The sequence below is a fragment of the Rouxiella sp. Mn2063 genome (assembly GCF_049319665.1).
GTDB lineage: Bacteria > Pseudomonadota > Gammaproteobacteria > Enterobacterales > Enterobacteriaceae > JBMOUD01.
In genome coordinates this window covers 562379-580590 of record NZ_JBMOUD010000001.1, presented here as the reverse complement: position 1 = coordinate 580590, position 18212 = coordinate 562379, and the positions used below count along the sequence as shown (strand labels likewise).

At 48.0% G+C, this 18212-nt stretch carries 13 protein-coding genes; 1 reads left to right on the top strand and 12 read right to left on the bottom strand.

Features of this window, described 5'->3' with window-relative positions; genetic code table 11:
* Positions 1-308: 308 nt before the first annotated feature.
* The 4 genes from efeB to putP all read right to left on the bottom strand — a co-directional run bounded on the left by efeB (position 309) and on the right by putP (position 5490).
* A complete protein-coding gene (efeB, locus tag ACL9RG_RS02495) occupies positions 309-1643 on the bottom strand; it encodes an iron uptake transporter deferrochelatase/peroxidase subunit (protein ID WP_422790974.1) in 1335 nt (444 codons plus the stop codon).
* Between the two features lie 47 nt (positions 1644-1690).
* Positions 1691-2830: an iron uptake system protein EfeO gene (gene efeO, locus ACL9RG_RS02490; RefSeq protein ID WP_422790973.1), complete on the bottom strand. Its 1140-nt coding sequence runs from the start codon at positions 2828-2830 to the stop codon at positions 1691-1693.
* A 46-nt stretch (positions 2831-2876) separates the two neighbouring features.
* Positions 2877-3728 (bottom strand): iron uptake transporter permease EfeU, encoded by an 852-nt coding sequence (gene efeU / locus ACL9RG_RS02485; protein ID WP_422790972.1) that lies wholly within the window; start codon positions 3726-3728, stop codon positions 2877-2879.
* Between the two features lie 277 nt (positions 3729-4005).
* Positions 4006-5490 (bottom strand): sodium/proline symporter PutP, encoded by a 1485-nt coding sequence (putP, locus tag ACL9RG_RS02480; protein ID WP_422790971.1) that lies wholly within the window; start codon positions 5488-5490, stop codon positions 4006-4008.
* Positions 5491-5924: 434 nt separating this feature from the next.
* Here putP and putA point away from each other — a divergent pair, with 434 nt between their 5' ends.
* Positions 5925-9917, top strand: coding sequence for a trifunctional transcriptional regulator/proline dehydrogenase/L-glutamate gamma-semialdehyde dehydrogenase (putA, locus tag ACL9RG_RS02475; RefSeq protein WP_422790970.1), 3993 nt, complete (start codon positions 5925-5927; stop codon positions 9915-9917).
* A 77-nt stretch (positions 9918-9994) separates the two neighbouring features.
* Here putA and tcyN read toward each other — a convergent pair whose 3' ends face one another.
* From tcyN to ACL9RG_RS02435, 8 genes are all read right to left on the bottom strand, one after another.
* Positions 9995-10768: an L-cystine ABC transporter ATP-binding protein TcyN gene (gene tcyN, locus ACL9RG_RS02470; RefSeq protein WP_422790969.1), complete on the bottom strand. Its 774-nt coding sequence runs from the start codon at positions 10766-10768 to the stop codon at positions 9995-9997.
* On the bottom strand, positions 10765-11433 hold the full coding sequence (tcyL, locus tag ACL9RG_RS02465; protein WP_422790968.1) for a cystine ABC transporter permease: 669 nt from the start codon (positions 11431-11433) through the stop codon (positions 10765-10767). The genes tcyN and tcyL overlap by 4 nt, the downstream gene beginning before the upstream one ends.
* A gap of 115 nt (positions 11434-11548) precedes the next feature.
* Entirely contained in the window at positions 11549-12352 is an 804-nt protein-coding gene (gene tcyJ, locus ACL9RG_RS02460; protein ID WP_422790967.1) for a cystine ABC transporter substrate-binding protein, read from the bottom strand.
* Positions 12353-12627: 275 nt separating this feature from the next.
* Positions 12628-13620, bottom strand: a complete 993-nt coding sequence (locus ACL9RG_RS02455; RefSeq protein ID WP_422791175.1) for a D-cysteine desulfhydrase — start codon at positions 13618-13620, stop codon at positions 12628-12630.
* Between the two features lie 383 nt (positions 13621-14003).
* On the bottom strand, positions 14004-14540 hold the full coding sequence (gene fliZ / locus ACL9RG_RS02450) for a flagella biosynthesis regulatory protein FliZ (protein WP_422790966.1): 537 nt from the start codon (positions 14538-14540) through the stop codon (positions 14004-14006).
* Between the two features lie 53 nt (positions 14541-14593).
* Positions 14594-15316 (bottom strand): RNA polymerase sigma factor FliA, encoded by a 723-nt coding sequence (locus ACL9RG_RS02445; RefSeq protein WP_422790965.1) that lies wholly within the window; start codon positions 15314-15316, stop codon positions 14594-14596.
* 365 nt (positions 15317-15681) lie between these two features.
* Positions 15682-16863 (bottom strand): FliC/FljB family flagellin, encoded by a 1182-nt coding sequence (locus tag ACL9RG_RS02440; protein WP_422790964.1) that lies wholly within the window; start codon positions 16861-16863, stop codon positions 15682-15684.
* Between the two features lie 155 nt (positions 16864-17018).
* On the bottom strand, positions 17019-17954 hold the full coding sequence (locus ACL9RG_RS02435) for a flagellin (RefSeq protein WP_422790963.1): 936 nt from the start codon (positions 17952-17954) through the stop codon (positions 17019-17021).
* Positions 17955-18212 lie beyond the last annotated feature (258 nt).

Here is an 18212-nt window from a genome sequence, read left to right as displayed (position 1 = left end):
AACTGTAAGAACTCTTATTGAATAGCATTGCTTACTAACATCTGCTCACAAAAAGAGGTGATTAGTCTCAAGGAGTATTTTGTTAGGTAAATGGAAAATACTCGTAGATAGGATGCATTAATAAAGATGTTGTCTTGGAGACGGAGATATCCAGGCATAGTACGCCTATGGGCACTCCGGTGGGCAAGCCCACTACGACCCATACGGCGCACTCTCCCTAATATCGTGCTTTCAGTCGCCGTCCCCCCTGACCGACGACTTTTTATATAGCCTTTACCCAAGAAGCAAGGTCAAGTATGACGGGTATATCAACTCTCTATTAGCCCTTGCCCCAGATAATGATTTTCATCTCTTACACCTGGCAGAACAAAGAAGAAGCCACCGCCGTTTGGTCGAATGTATTCTTCTAACGGTTCGCCATTGAGACGCTTTTGCACGCTGAGGAAACCTTTTTCTAAGTCGTGCTGGTAACAGACAAACAGTAATCCCATTTCCATTTGCCCGGAACGGGTCACGCCGAGCGAATAACTGTAGCCACGGCGAAGCATCAAGTTGTCGTCTGTTTCTTTGGTACGTGGGTTCGCTAAGCGAATATGCGCATCTAACGGGATAACTTTCCCTTCAGGATCTTTGCTGTAATCCGGCACATCGTGTTCTTTTTCCATGCCCAACGGCGCACCGCTGGCTTTATGGCGGCCAAAAATTGTTTGCTGCTCTTGCAGTGGCGTACGATCCCAAAACTCAACGTGGAAAGGGATAATCCTTGCCGCCTGATAGCTACCGCCCACAGTCCATGCTGGTTCGCCCTGCTCTGGCGTGACCCAGATAACTTTGTCCATTAACGGCTTATCTTTGGTGTCGGGATTAGCGGTGCCGTCTTTAAAGCCTAACAGATTAATTGGCGTTTCTTTCCCCTGACTACGAGCAGCGTGTGAAGAGATAAAACCATCGCGACGCCAGCGGATACTCAACGAATCAGGTGTGTATTTGATAATGTCACGTAGCGCATGCAACACGGTATCGGTGTTGTTAGCACAAATTTGTAGCAACATATCACCGTGGCACAAGCTGGCATCCAATGAGTCGTTAGGAAAACGCATCATCGGCTGTAAATGCCGCGGCTTATGCGCTTGCAGCCCAAAGCGTTGATCGAATAATGAGTCACCAACAGACAGCGTCAACGTCAGGTTATCCGGGTAGATTTCCGGCCCCATGATCCCAGAATCCATCGGCGGATATTTATCATCAATACCAGGCGCTTTACCGCCGGTGGTTAAGAAACGAAAACGCTCGGTGAGCAGGCGCAATAAGCGCTCTAACCCGGCTTTGTCGGTTGCTAAGACATCAAAAGAAACCAGCATCATCGCCGCTTGTTGCGGCGTCAGTATCCCGGCTTGATGCTCACCGTGGAAAGGCTGGCTGCTCCAGCGCTCATCTTTAGCTACCGCAGGGGTTACACCTGCAGGTTGCTCGGCGAGGGCTTGGGTTGCGCCGCCAAATGCCAAGGCTCCGCCGACCAAACCGGCGCCTTTAAGTAGCCGACGGCGTGAAGAAGAAATTTCTTGAGGCTCTTGTGGAGCCTCACATGATTGTAGTTCGTTGTGTAATTGTGGCCCGTCGTGCGGGCTCTCTTTACTATCCATTGCTCATGCCTCACTCTGCTCTCGCACTCAGGCGAGAAATCAGCAGCCTAATCTAAACCCAATGCACCACGCAGCTTGGCTAAATCTTCCGCCAGCGCAGTAATCGGGCCTTTCATCGCGATACGATCGGCATCAGATAATTTCTCATAATGTTCATAGCCGTCTTTGGTGCGGTACTTATCTAACAGGCTATCGACCATTTTAAAATTAGCGTCAATCTTATCGAGCAGTGGTTTATCTGCTTTTTCTAACAATGGACGTAGCAGGTTAACAATTTTTTGTGCACCATCAACGTTGGCACGGAAATCCCACAGGTCTGTACGGCTATAACGATCTTCTTCGCCACTAATTTTGGTGGCCGCGACTTCTTCAATCAGATCAGCAGCTCCGCCAACGACTTTATTTGGTGGGAAAGTCAATTCGCCAATACGTTTTTGTAATTCCTGAGTATCCGCCAGCAGCTTGTTAGCGAAGTCGGCCGTTCCTTCGGTAGTTTTATCCGCAAAGAGGATTTTCTCTAAACGGTGGAAACCGGTGAATTTAGGATCTTCAGCTTTTTTCTCAAAATCATCTTCACGGGCGTCGATGCTGCTGTCCAGATCCGAGAATAACTCAGCAATGGGCTCAATACGCTCATAGTAAACGCGAGTGGAAGGATAAAGTGCTTGCGCCTGTTTCAGATCGCCCTTTTTAACCGCATCGGTAAAGGCTTTAGTATGTGATACCAGCTCATTAACCTGCCCGATAACATACACCTTGTACTCAGCAATCGGACCTACCAGCGCCAGTGCATCTGGTTTAGCCGAGGTTGCCGTACCGGCTGCAGTAACGGTCAACTTACCTTTAGGGTTACTGAGCAAACCACAAGTCATATCGTATTCGCCAGGTTCCAAAGTGGCGGTCATTTTCTGGGTAAAACCAGGCGCGATATTTTCACGCTCTTCTACCACCATCACACCTTTCAGAATTTCCCACTCCAGGCCTTTCTGGCTAGCATTATGAATGATGAACTGAGTTTTACCCGCAGGTAACGTGAGTTGCATCGGATCACACTGTTTATCGTTAACGGTGATCTTTACCTGTGGGATATCAGCGGCAAATAGATTAGCGCTAAAAGCCAGCACGGATAAGGCACAAAGCAGGGCCAATTGCGTCTTACGGCGCTTAATAGAGCGAGCATCAAACATGAGTATCTCCCAGAGAATCAGTGAGTAGAGCAAATTAGGATGGTAATTAACGCGGTATTTTTCCCGATACAGGCGTGCTTGTGGCTACCGGCGGCTTGCCGCTTGGCATAAAGAACAGCACCAGCGCAGGAATTAAATAGAGGAAGTAAACAGCAACCTCACTAATGGTTGGTGTTTCTTGATAACCGAACATCCCTTCTAACAAGGTGCCGAATAATGAATGCGTCGATAGCACGTTGCTTAAATCAAAAGCGATGTCCTGCATTGAGTTCCACAGCCCTGCTTCGTGAAAAGCGCGGATAGCTCCGGCGGCAAGACCCGCAGCGACAAAGAGAATAAACAGGCTGGTCCATTTGAAGAATTTAGCAAGATGTAATTTGACGCCACCGTAGTAGATGAGAAACCCCAGAACAATAGCTGCGGCTAATCCCAATATCGCGCCGATAGGTGCGGCAATACCCACATCTTGTTGGAAAGCTGCCAGCAGAAAGAATACCGATTCAAGCCCTTCACGCGCCACGGCAAAAAATACCATCGCCACCAAGGCCCAACCTTGGCCGCGCCCAGAATTCAAGGCGCTGTCGATAGCCCCTTCCAAATGCACCTTGATGGATTTTGATACTTTACGCATCCAGAAAACCATGTAGGTTAAAATGCACACGGCAATAACTGCCACGATGCCTTCGAATAGCTCTTGCTGTTTTTGCGGGAATTCACCGGTAGTGGCATTGATGGACAGCCCTAACGCCAGGCACAAACCAGCAGCCAGAAGCACCCCAAGCCATACAACGCCAAGCCAATGTCCCCGCTGCGTTCTCTTCAGATAACTAGCGATCAGGCTGACGATAAGCGCGGCTTCCAGCCCTTCGCGGAACATAATGAGAAACGGGACAAACATGGCGAGAACTCCCCGACCCTAAGAAAAGTATCTTGGTAAGTGAGACCAAGAGTGTAAAAGTAAGTAAAGAAAAACAAGAATAATTATCATTCCGATACGCAAAGAAACACAAGCCCTTGAATGGATTTTTTGGTGGGAAAGTTGATGTCGAAAGCAGAAAAATTATGTCAGGTTATTAATAGCGTAGTTAACTTGTCAGAAAGAACATAGACACATAAATTCAGATACAAAAAAAGGGCCACATTCGGCCCTTTATCAGAATATTAATTTTGGCACATCAAACGGTCTTATATTCTGCTTCCGCCTTGGCAAAGCGCTGTCCTATAGCAGCAGAAGGCTGTTTATCCATTAGGCTAACGGCCCAAATTGCAATACAGGCAAACAGGAAGCCCGGAATAATTTCGTAGAGATCGAACCAAGCAAAATGCTTCCAGACCAGCACGGTGACTGCCCCAACCACAATACCAGCCAGTGCGCCGTTGCGCGTCATCCGCGACCACATCACTGAAATCAGGATAACCGGGCCGAAAGCTGCACCAAATCCTGCCCACGCGTAGCTCACCAGTCCCAGCACGCGGTTTTCTGGATTTGCCGCTAAGGCAATCGCTATCAACGCCACCAGTAACACCATCGCACGACCAATCCATACCAATTCACGTTGTCCGGCATTTTTACGCAAGAAGGCTTTGTAGAGATCTTCAGTAATCGCGCTGGAGCAAACCAATAGCTGACAGCTTAAGGTACTCATTACTGCTGCCAAGATAGCGGAGAGTAAAATACCGGCAATCCACGGATTAAAGAGAATTTTTGCTAGCTCAATAAATACGCGTTCACCGTTTTGGCTTACCGTCCCTGCTTGGTCTGGGTTATTGCTAAAGTATGCAATCCCGAAGAAACCTACCGCAATGGTGCCAACCAGACAGAAAATCATCCACGTCATACTCAGACGGCGGGCACTGCGAATAGTGCGATGTGAATCTGCTGCCATAAAGCGAGCCAGAATATGCGGCTGACCAAAATAGCCTAATCCCCAGCCGAGCAGCGACAATATCGCCACCACATTCATTCCCTTGAACATATCGGTATATTCAGGGTTTTTAGCATGAATGACCAACATCGAGGTATCGATACCCCCGACAGCGAGGATAACGATGATCGGGGTTAGAATCAGAGCAAATACCATCAAGGATGCTTGTACCGTATCGGTCCAACTGACGGCCAAGAAGCCGCCGATAAAGGTATAGATAATCGTCGCTGCAGCACCCGCCCACAGCGCGGTGGCGTAGGTCATACCAAAGGTACTTTCAAACAGACGTGCGCCTGCCACAATGCCTGATGCACAGTAAATGGTGAAAAACACCAGAATCACAACGGCGGAGATAATACGTAGAATTTTACTGCTATCTTCAAAGCGGTGAGTAAAGTAGTCCGGCAATGTGAGCGCATTGTTGTTGGCTTCGGTATGTACTCTCAGGCGTCCGGCGACTAACTTCCAGTTAAGATAGGCACCAATCGTTAATCCGATGGCTATCCAGCTTTCTGAAATCCCCGAGATAAAAATGGCACCCGGTAATCCCATCAACAACCAACCGCTCATATCCGATGCGCCAGCGGAAAGCGCGGTTACCATTGGGCCTAAACTGCGCCCACCCAGAATGTAATCGTCGAAATTTTTGGTACGCAGGTAGGCAATTAAGCCAATGAGGATCATACCAAAAATATAGACACAAAAAGTCACCATCAGCGGTGTGCTTATCGTCATGCAAGTTCTCCATTTATTTCATTTTTGTTATTTACAGCGTCAATCATCCCCCTGTCCAAAAGTTAGATTAACGTCGCCCGGTATTTTTATCGCGTCATACGCCCTTCACATTGATACAACACAAAGCCGTCATTTGAGCACTGCGATAAACAACGAGGGAAGCGATACTAATAGAGAGAGTCCGTATCACCAAGCGCTTTATCAAAGTGAATACAGTCACTTATCCTTACTTCTCACTGTCCTGCGAGACTAAGTTGCATCCTACAACATCAAAAGTTGTACCTTCACTGGATCATAAATAGCGATTATTAATCAACCTGTCGTTATTAAAATGTTAAAAGTGCAACCATTATCACAATTGGTGTTGTTCGCTTTTTTAATCAGGTTGCACAAAGTTGCAACTTCGCAGATAGTGTCGCGATTACCCTAAGTAGATGACTAATGGAGTTTTAGGTATGGGCACAACAACTATGGGTGTAAAGCTCGATGAAGCGACCCGAGAAAGAATTAAAACAGCAGCACAAAGCATGGATCGCACGCCACATTGGTTGATTAAACAAGCCATTTTTTCTTATCTTGAACAAGTAGAAAACGGCGAGGCACTGCTGGCTATTCCAGCATTAAAATCCCATCAATCGCCTGATGACGATGACGCTGCCCACACATTGGCCAGCGAGCCACACCAACCGTTCCTGGATTTTGCCGAACAAATTTTGCCACAATCGGTAAGTCGAGCCGCGATTACTGCCGCATACCGCCGCCCAGAATCAGAAGCGGTCTCAATGTTACTTGAGCAGGCTCGTTTGCCGGCTCCGCTAAATCAAGCAACGCATAAGCTGGCTTATGATTTGGCTAATAAGCTACGTAATCAAAAAAGCGCTGCCGGGCGTGCAGGAATGGTTCAAAGCCTGCTGCAAGAGTTCTCACTCTCGTCTCAAGAAGGCGTGGCTTTAATGTGTCTGGCCGAAGCGTTGCTACGCATCCCCGATAAACCGACACGTGATGCATTGATCCGAGACAAAATCAGTACCGGCAATTGGCAATCTCACCTTGGCCGCAGCCCATCAATGTTTGTCAACGCAGCAACCTGGGGGCTGCTATTTACCGGGCGTTTAGTCTCAACCCATAATGAAACTAATCTCTCCCATTCGTTGAATCGTATTATCGGTAAGAGCGGAGAGCCGCTTATCCGCAAAGGCGTGGATATGGCGATGCGTTTGATGGGCGAGCAATTCGTGACGGGTGAAACTATTGCCGAAGCGCTAGCTAATGCCCGTAAACACGAGAGTAAGGGCTTCCGCTATTCCTACGATATGCTCGGTGAGGCGGCGCTGACTGAAAAAGACGCGCAAACTTATCTACTGTCTTATCAGCAGGCCATCCACGCGATTGGCAAAGCATCAAACGGACGCGGTATTTATGAAGGCCCGGGTATTTCCATCAAGCTCTCTGCCCTTCACCCTCGTTATAGCCGTGCTCAATATGAACGTGTGATGAACGAGCTGTATCCACGTCTGTTATTGCTGACATTGCAGGCGCGCCAATACGATATTGGTATTAATATTGATGCCGAAGAAGCCGATCGTCTGGAGATCTCGTTAGATCTTCTTGAACGTTTATGCTTTGAGCCACAGCTAGAAGGTTGGAATGGCATCGGCTTCGTTATTCAGGCTTATCAAAAACGCTGTCCAATGGTGATCGACTACCTTAGTGGTTTGGCGCAACGTAGCCGCCGCCGTTTGATGGTGCGCTTAGTGAAAGGGGCGTACTGGGATAGCGAAATCAAACGTGCACAAGTCGATGGTTTGGAAGATTACCCGGTCTACACTCGCAAAGTATATACCGACGTTTCTTATCTGGCCTGCGCGCGTAAGCTGTTAGCCGTACCGAATCTGATTTATCCGCAGTTTGCTACCCACAATGCGCATACCATGGCCGCAATTTATCATCTGGCAGGGAATAACTATTATCCGGGTCAGTATGAATTCCAATGCCTGCACGGCATGGGTGAACCGCTGTATGAGCAAGTGGTCGGCAAAGTCGCTGATGGTCGCCTTAATCGTCCTTGCAGGATTTATGCCCCGGTGGGTACCCATGAAACCCTGCTGGCCTATTTAGTCCGTCGTTTGTTGGAGAATGGTGCCAATACTTCCTTTGTGAACCGTATCGCCGACAGCTCACTGCCACTCGATGAACTGGTCGCCGATCCGGTCAGCGCCGTCGAGTCACTGGCCGCCGTTGAAGGTCAGGTTGGCCTGCCGCATCCGCGTATTGTGTTGCCACGTAATCTTTATGGAACAAAACGTGTTAACTCTGCCGGTCTGGATATGTCCAATGAACATCGGCTGGCATCGCTGTCCAGCGCCTTGCTCACCAGTGCCGCATCACAATGGATTGCCGAACCGATCATCGATGCACCAAGCGATGGCGGCGAGTATTTGCCGGTGGTAAACCCGGCAGAGCCGGAAGATATTGTTGGCCAGGTACGGGAAGCGACCGAACTCGAGGTCAACCGCGCGCTTGATGCCGCCGCTGCTGCTGGGCCAATTTGGTTTGCGACTCCCCCAGAAGAACGCGCTGCGATTTTACAACGCGCCGCCGAATTAATGGAAAGTGAGCTGCAAAATCTGTTGGGTATTCTAGTACGTGAAGCCGGCAAGACCTTTAATAATGCTATTGCTGAAGTTCGCGAAGCGGTCGATTTCTTGCATTATTACGCAGGCCAAGTCCGCGATAACTTCTCTAACGACAGCCATCGTCCACTAGGTTCGGTAGTCTGTATCAGTCCGTGGAATTTCCCGTTGGCCATCTTTACTGGTCAGGTTGCCGCCGCACTGGCTGCAGGTAATAGTGTGTTAGCTAAACCGGCGGAACAAACGCCGCTCGTCGCCGCCAAAGCAGTGCGTATTCTGCTCGAAGCAGGCGTTCCTGCTGGCGTACTGCAACTGTTACCTGGACGTGGTGAAACCGTCGGCGCGCAGTTAGTCAATGATCCGCGTACCCGCGGCGTGCTATTTACCGGCTCAACCGACGTTGCCGGTATTTTACAACGCAATATTGCCGGTCGTCTGGATCCGCAGGGTCGCACCACGCCGCTGATTGCCGAAACAGGTGGCTTAAATGCCATGATTGTCGACTCATCAGCGTTGACCGAGCAAGTGGTGACTGATGTTGTCGCCTCAGCATTTGATAGCGCCGGTCAGCGCTGTTCAGCGCTACGTGTATTGTGTATTCAAGAGGATGTGGCCGAGCATACGCTGCAAATGCTGCGCGGGGCGATGGCGGAATGTCGCATGGGCAATCCAGAGCGTCTCTCAACCGATATTGGTCCGGTCATCGACGCCGAGGCTAAAGCCGGTATCGAGCAACATATTGAAGCCCTGCGTAATAAAGGCCGAAAAGTCTATCAGGCTGCTCAGAGCATCAATAGCGACCAGAAAGAGTGGACACGCGGCACCTTCGTCAAGCCAACCTTGATCGAGCTTGAAAGCTTTGACGAAATGAAAAAAGAGATCTTTGGACCGGTATTACACGTCGTACGCTATGCGCGTCAGGATCTGGAAGCGTTAGTGGCGCAGATTAATGCAGCAGGTTATGGCCTGACATTGGGCATTCACACCCGTATTGATGAAACCATCAATCGCGTCACTGCCAAAGCACAGGTTGGCAACCTTTATGTTAACCGTAATATGGTCGGCGCGGTCGTTGGAGTGCAACCTTTTGGTGGTGAAGGTTTATCCGGTACCGGACCAAAAGCCGGTGGGCCGTTGTATCTTTATCGCCTGTTAGCTAACCGCCCAGAGCAAGCCATTAGTAAAGCATTAGCGTTGCAAGATGCGATCGTGCCATTAGATGCTTCTGTGCGTGAGGCCTTATTAGCACCGCACAGCCAACTGCAACAATGGGCAGAGAGCAATCAGCATCATGAATTGGCTGCGCTATGTGCGAACTATGCCAAATTTAGCCAAGGTGGCACTTTGCGTACTCTGCCTGGCCCAACGGGTGAACGTAATACCTATGCGTTGTTACCGCGTGAACACGTTCTGGCGCTGGCAGATAATCAGCAAGATGCATTAATTCAACTTGCTGCAGCGACTGCCACCGGTTGTCGTGTTCTTTGGCCTGAAGCGCAATTGCAACGAGAGATCTTCAACACCTTGCCAAAAGACGTTCAGGCACGGATTGATTTCACCAAGGATTGGCAATCCTCAACGATTGCATTTGACGCGGTTATCTATCATGGCGATGCCGATCAATTACGTCAGTTAGGCGAAACCATCGCCCAACGTAGCGGCCCTATTGTGTCAATTCAGGGATTTGCACGCGGCGAAGATAATTTGCTGTTAGAACGCTTGTTGGTGGAGCGCTCGCTGAGCGTAAATACCGCGGCCGCAGGTGGCAATGCTAACCTAATGACCATTGGCTAAATCAGCCTGATATCGTGATGTAAAAAGGGACAGAATTGCTTCTGTCCCTTTTTTATTTCGCATCACCAGCCGGAAGGCTAGATGTGATATTCAGCACCATCTTGTTTTAGAAATTTATCTAAAAACTGACGGGTTCGCGCATGTTGCGGATTAGCGAACAATGCTTTGGCAGGACCCTGCTCAACAATATTGCCTTTATCCATAAAGATAACCCGGTCGGCAACATCGCGAGCAAAGCTCATCTCATGGGTCACAATCACCATGGTGCGATTTTCTTGCGCCAGCGTGCGCATAGTATTGAGCACCTCACCCACCAGTTCTGGGTCCAGCGCGGAGGTTGGCTCATCAAATAAAATCACTTCAGGATTCATCGCCAGCGCTCGGGCAATCGCCACTCGCTGCTGCTGTCCGCCTGAAAGTCGGCGTGGGTATGCATTTTCTTTACCCGCCAGTCCAACTTTGGCTAAGAGCTTTTTCGCGTTGGCTTCCGCCGCCACACGGTCTTCACCTTTGACGATCACCGGCCCTTCGGTGATATTCTCCAGTACTGAGCGATGGGGAAATAAATTGAAGTTCTGAAACACAAACCCCACCTGCTGGCGAAGCTTACGTACATTTTCTTTCTGCTTGTTGAGCGGCTTACTGCCGTCAATTTGTATATTCCCAACTTGGATGGTGCCGCCATCTGGCGTTTCCAGCAGATTGATACTGCGCAATAAGGTCGTTTTCCCTGAACCACTCGGCCCAATGATGGCAACGACTTCACCTTTACTGACTTGCAAATCAATGCCGTGTAGCACCGTCTGACCGTGGAATTTTTTAATGAGTTTTTTTACATCGATAGTACTCATGTCGGCTCCTGATCCTGACGGTTAACCCGCGCTTCCAACCGGTTTTGCAGGAATGATAACAAGGTTGCTAATACCCAATAAACCACGGATGCCGCCAGATACATGGTGAAAACCTCCAGCGTGCGGGATGTGACCAACTGCGCCTGGCGGAATAATTCTGGTACCTGGATGGTCGCGGCTAAAGAGGTATCTTTAACCAAGCCGATAAAGCTGTTACCCAGCGATGGCAACGCGGTGCGGGCAGCCTGTGGCAAAATGACACGACGCAATGTCTGCCAGGAACTCATACCAATACTGGCCGCGGCTTCCCACTGCCCCTTTTCAATTGATGAAATGGCGGCGCGTAAGGTTTCTGAGGTATATGCAGCGGTATTGAGTGACAAGCCAATCATTGCCGACGGAATAGGATCAAGTTCAATACCAAACTGTGGCAAGCCGTAATAGATCATAAACAACTGGGCAATCAGCGGGGTACCGCGAAATATCGACACGTAAAAACGCGCCAACCATGACAGCGGCCAAAAATGTGAGAGGCGCATCATTGCCAGCACAAAGCCTAAGAATAGGCCAAATACCATGCCACCGAAGCTCAGCTCAAGGGTGAATAGCGTACCTTTCAATAAAAATGGCGCTGAATCTAGCACCAGTTGAAGACTTTCTTGCATCGAGAATGGGACCTTTAGTTAGGGTCTGATTGTTACTTAAGGCTCTCAGTATACCTAACAAATTAAAAAATGCAGGTAAGCCAACAGCCGACCTGCATTTTATAAACAACGGGTATTATTTACTGACGTCAGTACCGAACCATTTATCGGAAATCTTCGCCAGAGAGCCATCTTTCTTCATATCGGCAATTGCACTGTTGATCGCAGCCAACAGTTCAGGGTTATTCTTGCGCAACGCTACGCCAGACTCCTGACGGGCAAACGGCTTGCCTGCAACGGCCAAGGTATCGCCGGTTTTCTTAATCAAGTCCAGCGCAGCCAAGCGGTCAACCAAGATAGCGTCGATACGGCCTACGCGCAGGTCTTGGTACTTAGTCGGGTCATCATCATAGGTGCGAATATCTACGCCCGGCTCATTAGCACGCAACCACTGTTCATAGTTGCTGCCAAGGCCCACACCGACTTTTTTACCTTTAAGATCATCAGGAGTAGCAAATTTGGCTTCATTACCCTTTTTGGTCAGCACTTGAATACCAGATACGGTGTAAGGCGTTGAGAAATCATATTTCTTCTCGCGCTCAGGAGAAATAGTCACCTGATTGATCACCACATCGATACGTTTAGAATCCAGTGCCGCTAGCATGCCATCCCATTTAGTTGGGGTCAGCTTCGCTTTAACACCTAAATGTTGGGCCAAAGAGTCTGCAAATTCCACTTCAAAGCCGGTCAGTTTGCCATCATCACCTTGGAAACTAAACGGTGGATAGGTACCTTCCAACCCCACTTTTAATGTGCCGCTCTGCTTAATTTGGCTAAGTAAATTCTCGCTTGCCGCAAAACTGTTGCCAACCATTCCAGCGGAGAGTGTTACTGCCATTGCGCCTAGCAGTATACGACGACGCAAGATTGAAAAAGTCATAATCACCTCATCTCATTTTTATTAGTAGGTTCAGCCATTTCTTGATAAGGCTTATCACTAAAATTATAGGGTTTAGCAAATATAGATTTTAGCCAATTAACCGATGCTGAATCATGTAGATGGCACATTACCACTGAGAAGAACGTTGCGTAGGAACAAAATTCACTATCGCTATCGTTAAAAGATATAAGGAAAAATAATACAGAATAAAGGAACGCGCAAAATGCGCCGCCATATTTTGCGAGGCGACGCATGGCGTCTAATGCATGAACGAATCAAACCTGAGGATGATAAGCAAATAACGCCGGTGCACCACCCGTATGGATAAACAAAATAGGCCCCTCACCAGGGATCAAATCACGCGTTAATCCATCGAGTAATCCGGCCATCGCTTTACCGGTATAAACCGGATCCAACAGCATAGCCTCTTGCTCGGCCAGCAATTTAATCGCTGCGGTGCCTTCAGAGCTAGGTTCGCCATAACGTGGGCCGTAATAGTCATCCCACAGTGAAATTTCTGGCAATGTAGTTTCGAGCTCCAATGCATCAATAACCTGTTGCGCCAATACAGCGACTTTAGGATATTGCTGCTCCGCACTTCGTGACACCGTCATGCCAATAAGTGGTGTATCAGGCATTAATTGTTGCAGAGCAACGGCTAAACCCGCGTGAGTACCTGCGCTGCCTGATGCAACAATAACGGCATCGAATTCTAGCAATTCAGCGGTGCTTTGCTCAGCGATTTCCAGCGCGCACTGTACATAACCTAATGCTCCTAACGCATTAGAGCCACCAACCGGCACAATATAAGGACGGAATCCCTGTGCTTCGAGTAATGTCGCTTGTTCAGCCAACTGAGCTGCAGGATCATACAAGCTGTCGCACATCACAACCTCAACGTTGAACAAGTCAAGTAACAGCCTGTTGCCGTTCGTTTGGTAATTGTGTTCTGCGGTGCCAATAGGATTTTCCAGCAGAGCCAGGCATCTTAGCCCTAGTTTGGCTGCAACAGCGGCCGTTTGTCGAACATGGTTAGACTGTATTGCACCGGCAGTCACTAATGTATCGGCCCCTTGTTCCAGCGCAGCGGCGGCCAAAAACTCTAATTTTCTTAATTTGTTACCGCCCAGAGCCAAAGGCGTGACATCGTCACGTTTTATGTAGATATCACGGCCGAGATAATCAGAAAGGCGGTTCAGTTTTTCTAGCGGCGTTGCCTCTCCAACTAAATTGATCCGGGCAAAATTCTCTAACCGCTGTTTGAGCAAAGAGATGACAGGCACAGGTTTCTCCAAAAACGCGCTGGGCGCGCGTAAGCTATAGATAATGTCGACACGTCATTTAGCGGTGACTTTTTACTACCAATAGAACAAGGCTCACAGGGTAATCAGGTCACTGGAGCCAACAACCCTGCAACGTCAAGTATGACGGATATAACACCAAAATAATTGGCATTGCATCAAGGCGGCAAGGGAACGCATCCCGATGAGCTTACTAGAGTAAGTGATTCGGGTAAGTGACCGAAGCCAACGCAGAGGCAACGTCGAGTATGACGGGTATAACAGTCAATTAACATATGTTGGCCGTGTTACCGACAAAATAAAACAGGCCTCAAAAGAGGCCTGTTCGTCACGCAATAGAGAAATAATCTTCAGCAAACAGAGGAATACTGACTCTCTGGTGCAGATTGTTTCTGCCACGCAAGGTATTGATCATACTTACGTAAAGCAATGCGATAGTTATCATTAGCAGCAACCGGCATATCATTGATAATACGCTGATGAATGCTATCGCCTTTGATACGTTCTAAGGGATAGTTATTCGCCACTAGAATTTCATCTAGCCGACGCAAACGCACCACATATTCTCTTACTGTGCTGTGGTTCATTTCAGTCTGATCAAACAGGTATTGTTTGAAAGCGATGATATCAAAATATGAGGAATGGCTATTGAAAGAGATCTCACTGCAGAAACGGCATAGTGCGCTGAGCTCATTAGTGAGACTTTGCCAGACATTATCATCAATAGGCTGGTCCATCTTGGCGATGGCTTCTTTATTAATAACTTGACCACGGAACACCAGAGCCATGCGATCGAGCTCTTTAGCGCACTGTGAACAATGAGTCTGGCAATGTTTATAGTCTTTAAGATAACGGCTTAAAGGCCGAGTTTTACTTCCCGCTGGCATAACTTAATTCCTGGTAAAGGGATAAAAAGGTTAACCGACCAGGAAAAAGCGGATTAGTGTCCGTTGGCTAATCGCGCGCGTAAACGCTTGATAGCTTGACTGTGAAGTTGGCTAACACGAGATTCCCCAACCTCCAATACGGCACCGATCTCTTTTAAATTCAACTCTTCCTGGTAGTAAAGCGTCAGTACCATCTTTTCTCTTTCCGGCAACGCCTCTATGGCATCCATGACCAATTGGCGTAAATTACCTTCCAGAAGATGATGTAATGGGTTGGCCTCTTCGTGCCCTTCCATTAATGCTTCGGTACTGTCACCGTGCTCTTCGCGCCATTCGTCATAAGAGAACAACTGGCTGCTGTTAGTATCCATTAAAATCTGACGATATTCTTCAATAGATATTGATAACGCTTGTGCAACTTCTCCTTCAGTGGGTGGGCGCCCTAATTTCTGCTCAGCCAAATTCATGGCCTGAGAAACTTCACGGGCATTACGACGCACGCTTCTGGGAACCCAATCACGACTTCTTAATTCATCAAGCATTGCACCACGAATACGCTGAACAGCGTAGGTAGTAAATGCCGTCCCCTGCATAGCATCATAACGCTCAACCGCATTCAATAACCCGATGCCACCAGCTTGTAACAAATCATCCAGCTCTACACTGGCGGGGAGGCGCACTTGTAATCGTAATGCTTCGTGGCGCACGAGAGGAACGTAGCGATGCCACAAAGAATTTTTGTCTATCGTGCCTTCGGCTGTATAGAAATCGCTCACGGGGCAAACCTACGTTAATAATGTTATCTATATCATTATCACGATGTTGGGCCAGTGCAATCGTTAGAATACGGGGGCAAAAGTGATGTTGTTTGCAGAATCCTTGAAATCAGCTCGATTGAGAATGTTACCAGTGATATCAGAATTGGCAGGGTAATATTTGCGTTTTTTCAGCTTTTTATTCGCTAAATTTTCAGCTGCATAAGTCTAAAAACAGTCACATTTAGTAACACAAATACTACGTATCTCCGTGTAGTCTTTATCTATTGAATTATGTTGTGCGAGGTGATTAAAAACCCGGACGCCGCCAGGTTTTTTAATATATATGAGCAGTGATTGAGTCATGTGTCGTGATTGTGTGAGTATTATTGCAGCAGACTGAGAACACTTTGCGGTACCTGGTTCGCTTTTGTCAGTACAGAATTCCCCGCTTGTTGTAAAATCTGCGAACGACTCAGATTAGATACCTCCGTAGAATAATCGGCATCTTGAATGCGGCTACGTGCGGCACTGAGGTTATTTACCGCGTTATTCAAGTTAGTCACGATAGATTCAAAACGATTTTGCGAAGCGCCTAATAAAGAACGTTGGTTGTCGACGGCTTTGAGTGCAGCATCAATGTTCGCTAAAGGCGTATAGCCTCCATCCGCATTTTGCACAGGCGGTGTTACAGAACCTCCCGAAGATTCCGGAGGGCCAGGATAATCCATTGGATTATATCCTCCAGTTTTAGCCGTCTCCTCACTTACCCATTTTTGATAATCTTCGCGAGCACCAGGATAGTCTCCCGGATTCAGACTAATAGCTCCCCCACTCTCTTTTGCATTTTTGATTATCTGCGCTTTCCATTCTTGATAGCTTTGATGAGCAGTGACTGGAGGTTGTCCTTCGCCTGGCGGTATATCATTACTTTTAGCAATGGCATTTCCTTTCAACACATCGAGACCCTGTGCTGGAACAGTACGAGAACGCCCATTAACTAACTGATCTGTGGTATTAATCGTGTTCAGTTTGCCATCATTTCTGCCCGCGGCTGCAAGATCCCAGCTATCGCTCGGTTGCATGGTAATACTGACTTTCTGCCCATCATCGGCACCGACCTGAAATGGATATGAATTTGCCTGCCCGCCGGTGTGCAGAACCTTACTGCCGTTGAAATCCGTTTCACGCGTCACGCGGTTAATTTCTAACATCCGTTGGTTAACTTCCGACTGGATGGCGTCAATATCAGCCGCAGAATTGGAACCGTTTTGCGCCTGCACCGTCAGGTCGCGGATACGTTGCAGATTATTATTGATTGCAGATAATGCCCCTTCTGCCGTTTGTGCCAATGAAATGCCATCATTAGCATTACGGGCAGCGACAGTTTGCCCACCGATACCGGACGTCATACGGTTAGCAATTGATTGGCCTGCGGCGTCATCTTTTGCGCCGTTAATACGCAGACCCGAGGATAAACGCCCAATAGCCATTCCAAGCGTCGACTGGGATTTATTCAGATTAATTTGCGTGGTTAAAGACGCACTATTGCTGTTAATAACGGCCATGCTTAGTTCCCTTAAGTACGTATCGCGTTTAATGCCGGGCAGTTTGAGTCAATTCAATCGCCCTATTGTGTTTGATAATAAAAAACCTGACCGAAGCCAGGTTTTTTTATGCTAGATGCGTAGTGACTTAGTGACGCATAGCAACTGCATGAGCATTATTGCAGCAGGCTAAGCACGCTCTGCGGCATCTGGTTAGCTTTCGCCAACACAGAAGTCCCTGCTTGTTGCAGGATCTGCGCACGGCTCATGTTAGAGACTTCAGTTGAGTAGTCAGCATCTTGAATACGGCTACGGGCAGAAGTCAGGTTGTTTACCGCATTGTTCAGGTTAGTGATAGTTGATTCAAAACGGTTCTGCGATGCACCCAGCAGTGAACGTTGGGTATCAACAGATTTGATTGCCGCATCAATGTTAGCTAACGGCGTGTCACCTTCAGCTTTACCGTCTTTACTCACGGTCCCTTTTAGTACATCAAAGCCTTCTGCTTGAACGGTACGTGCATTACCATTAACTTGATCGGCATCCTTATCCATTGTTTTAGTGTTAAGAGTCTTATCATCATCTTGCCCAGCACCCGCGAGGTTCCAGCCATCGCTAGAGTTCATACCAATGCTGATCGTTTGGTTATCGTCAGCACCAACCTGGAATTTGTAGCTGACATCCGTTTTAGCACCGGTGTTCAAGATTTTATTGCCGTTGAAATCGGTTTGACGGGTTACGCGGTTGATCTCTTCCATACGCTGGTTAACTTCAGACTGGATGGAGTCAATATCGGAGGCAGAGTTAGAACCGTTCTGTGCCTGTACCGTCAGGTCACGGATACGTTGCAGGTTGTTGTTGATTTCAGACAAGGCGCCTTCTGCAGTCTGGGTCAGAGAGATACCGTCGTTGGCGTTGCGGGCGGCAACGGTCTGGCCGCTGATGCTAGAAGACATACGGTTGGCAATAGACTGGCCTGCCGCATCATCTTTTGCGCTGTTGATACGCAGACCAGATGACAGACGCTCAATGGCAGAACCCAGAGAGGATTGTGATTTGTTCAGATTAGTTTGAGTAAGGAGGGACATGCTGTTGGTATTGATAACGGCCATTTCTTAATTCCTTTAAGTAAGTTTGGTTTGACTTCTGGCTGATTGAATCGCATCAACCGCCATGACTTAAAGTAACGACCATCCGCCATAAAACTTTAACCACCTACCCAATTGATTTATATGAAAAATATAACCAATTAGAGTTAATGATCATTAATAAACCATATAAAAACAAGGCCTTAAAATATGAAATTTTTTTATAAAAAAGACAAAAAAACCCGGCCGAAGCCGGGTTTTTCAGAGGATTATCGTCGAAAC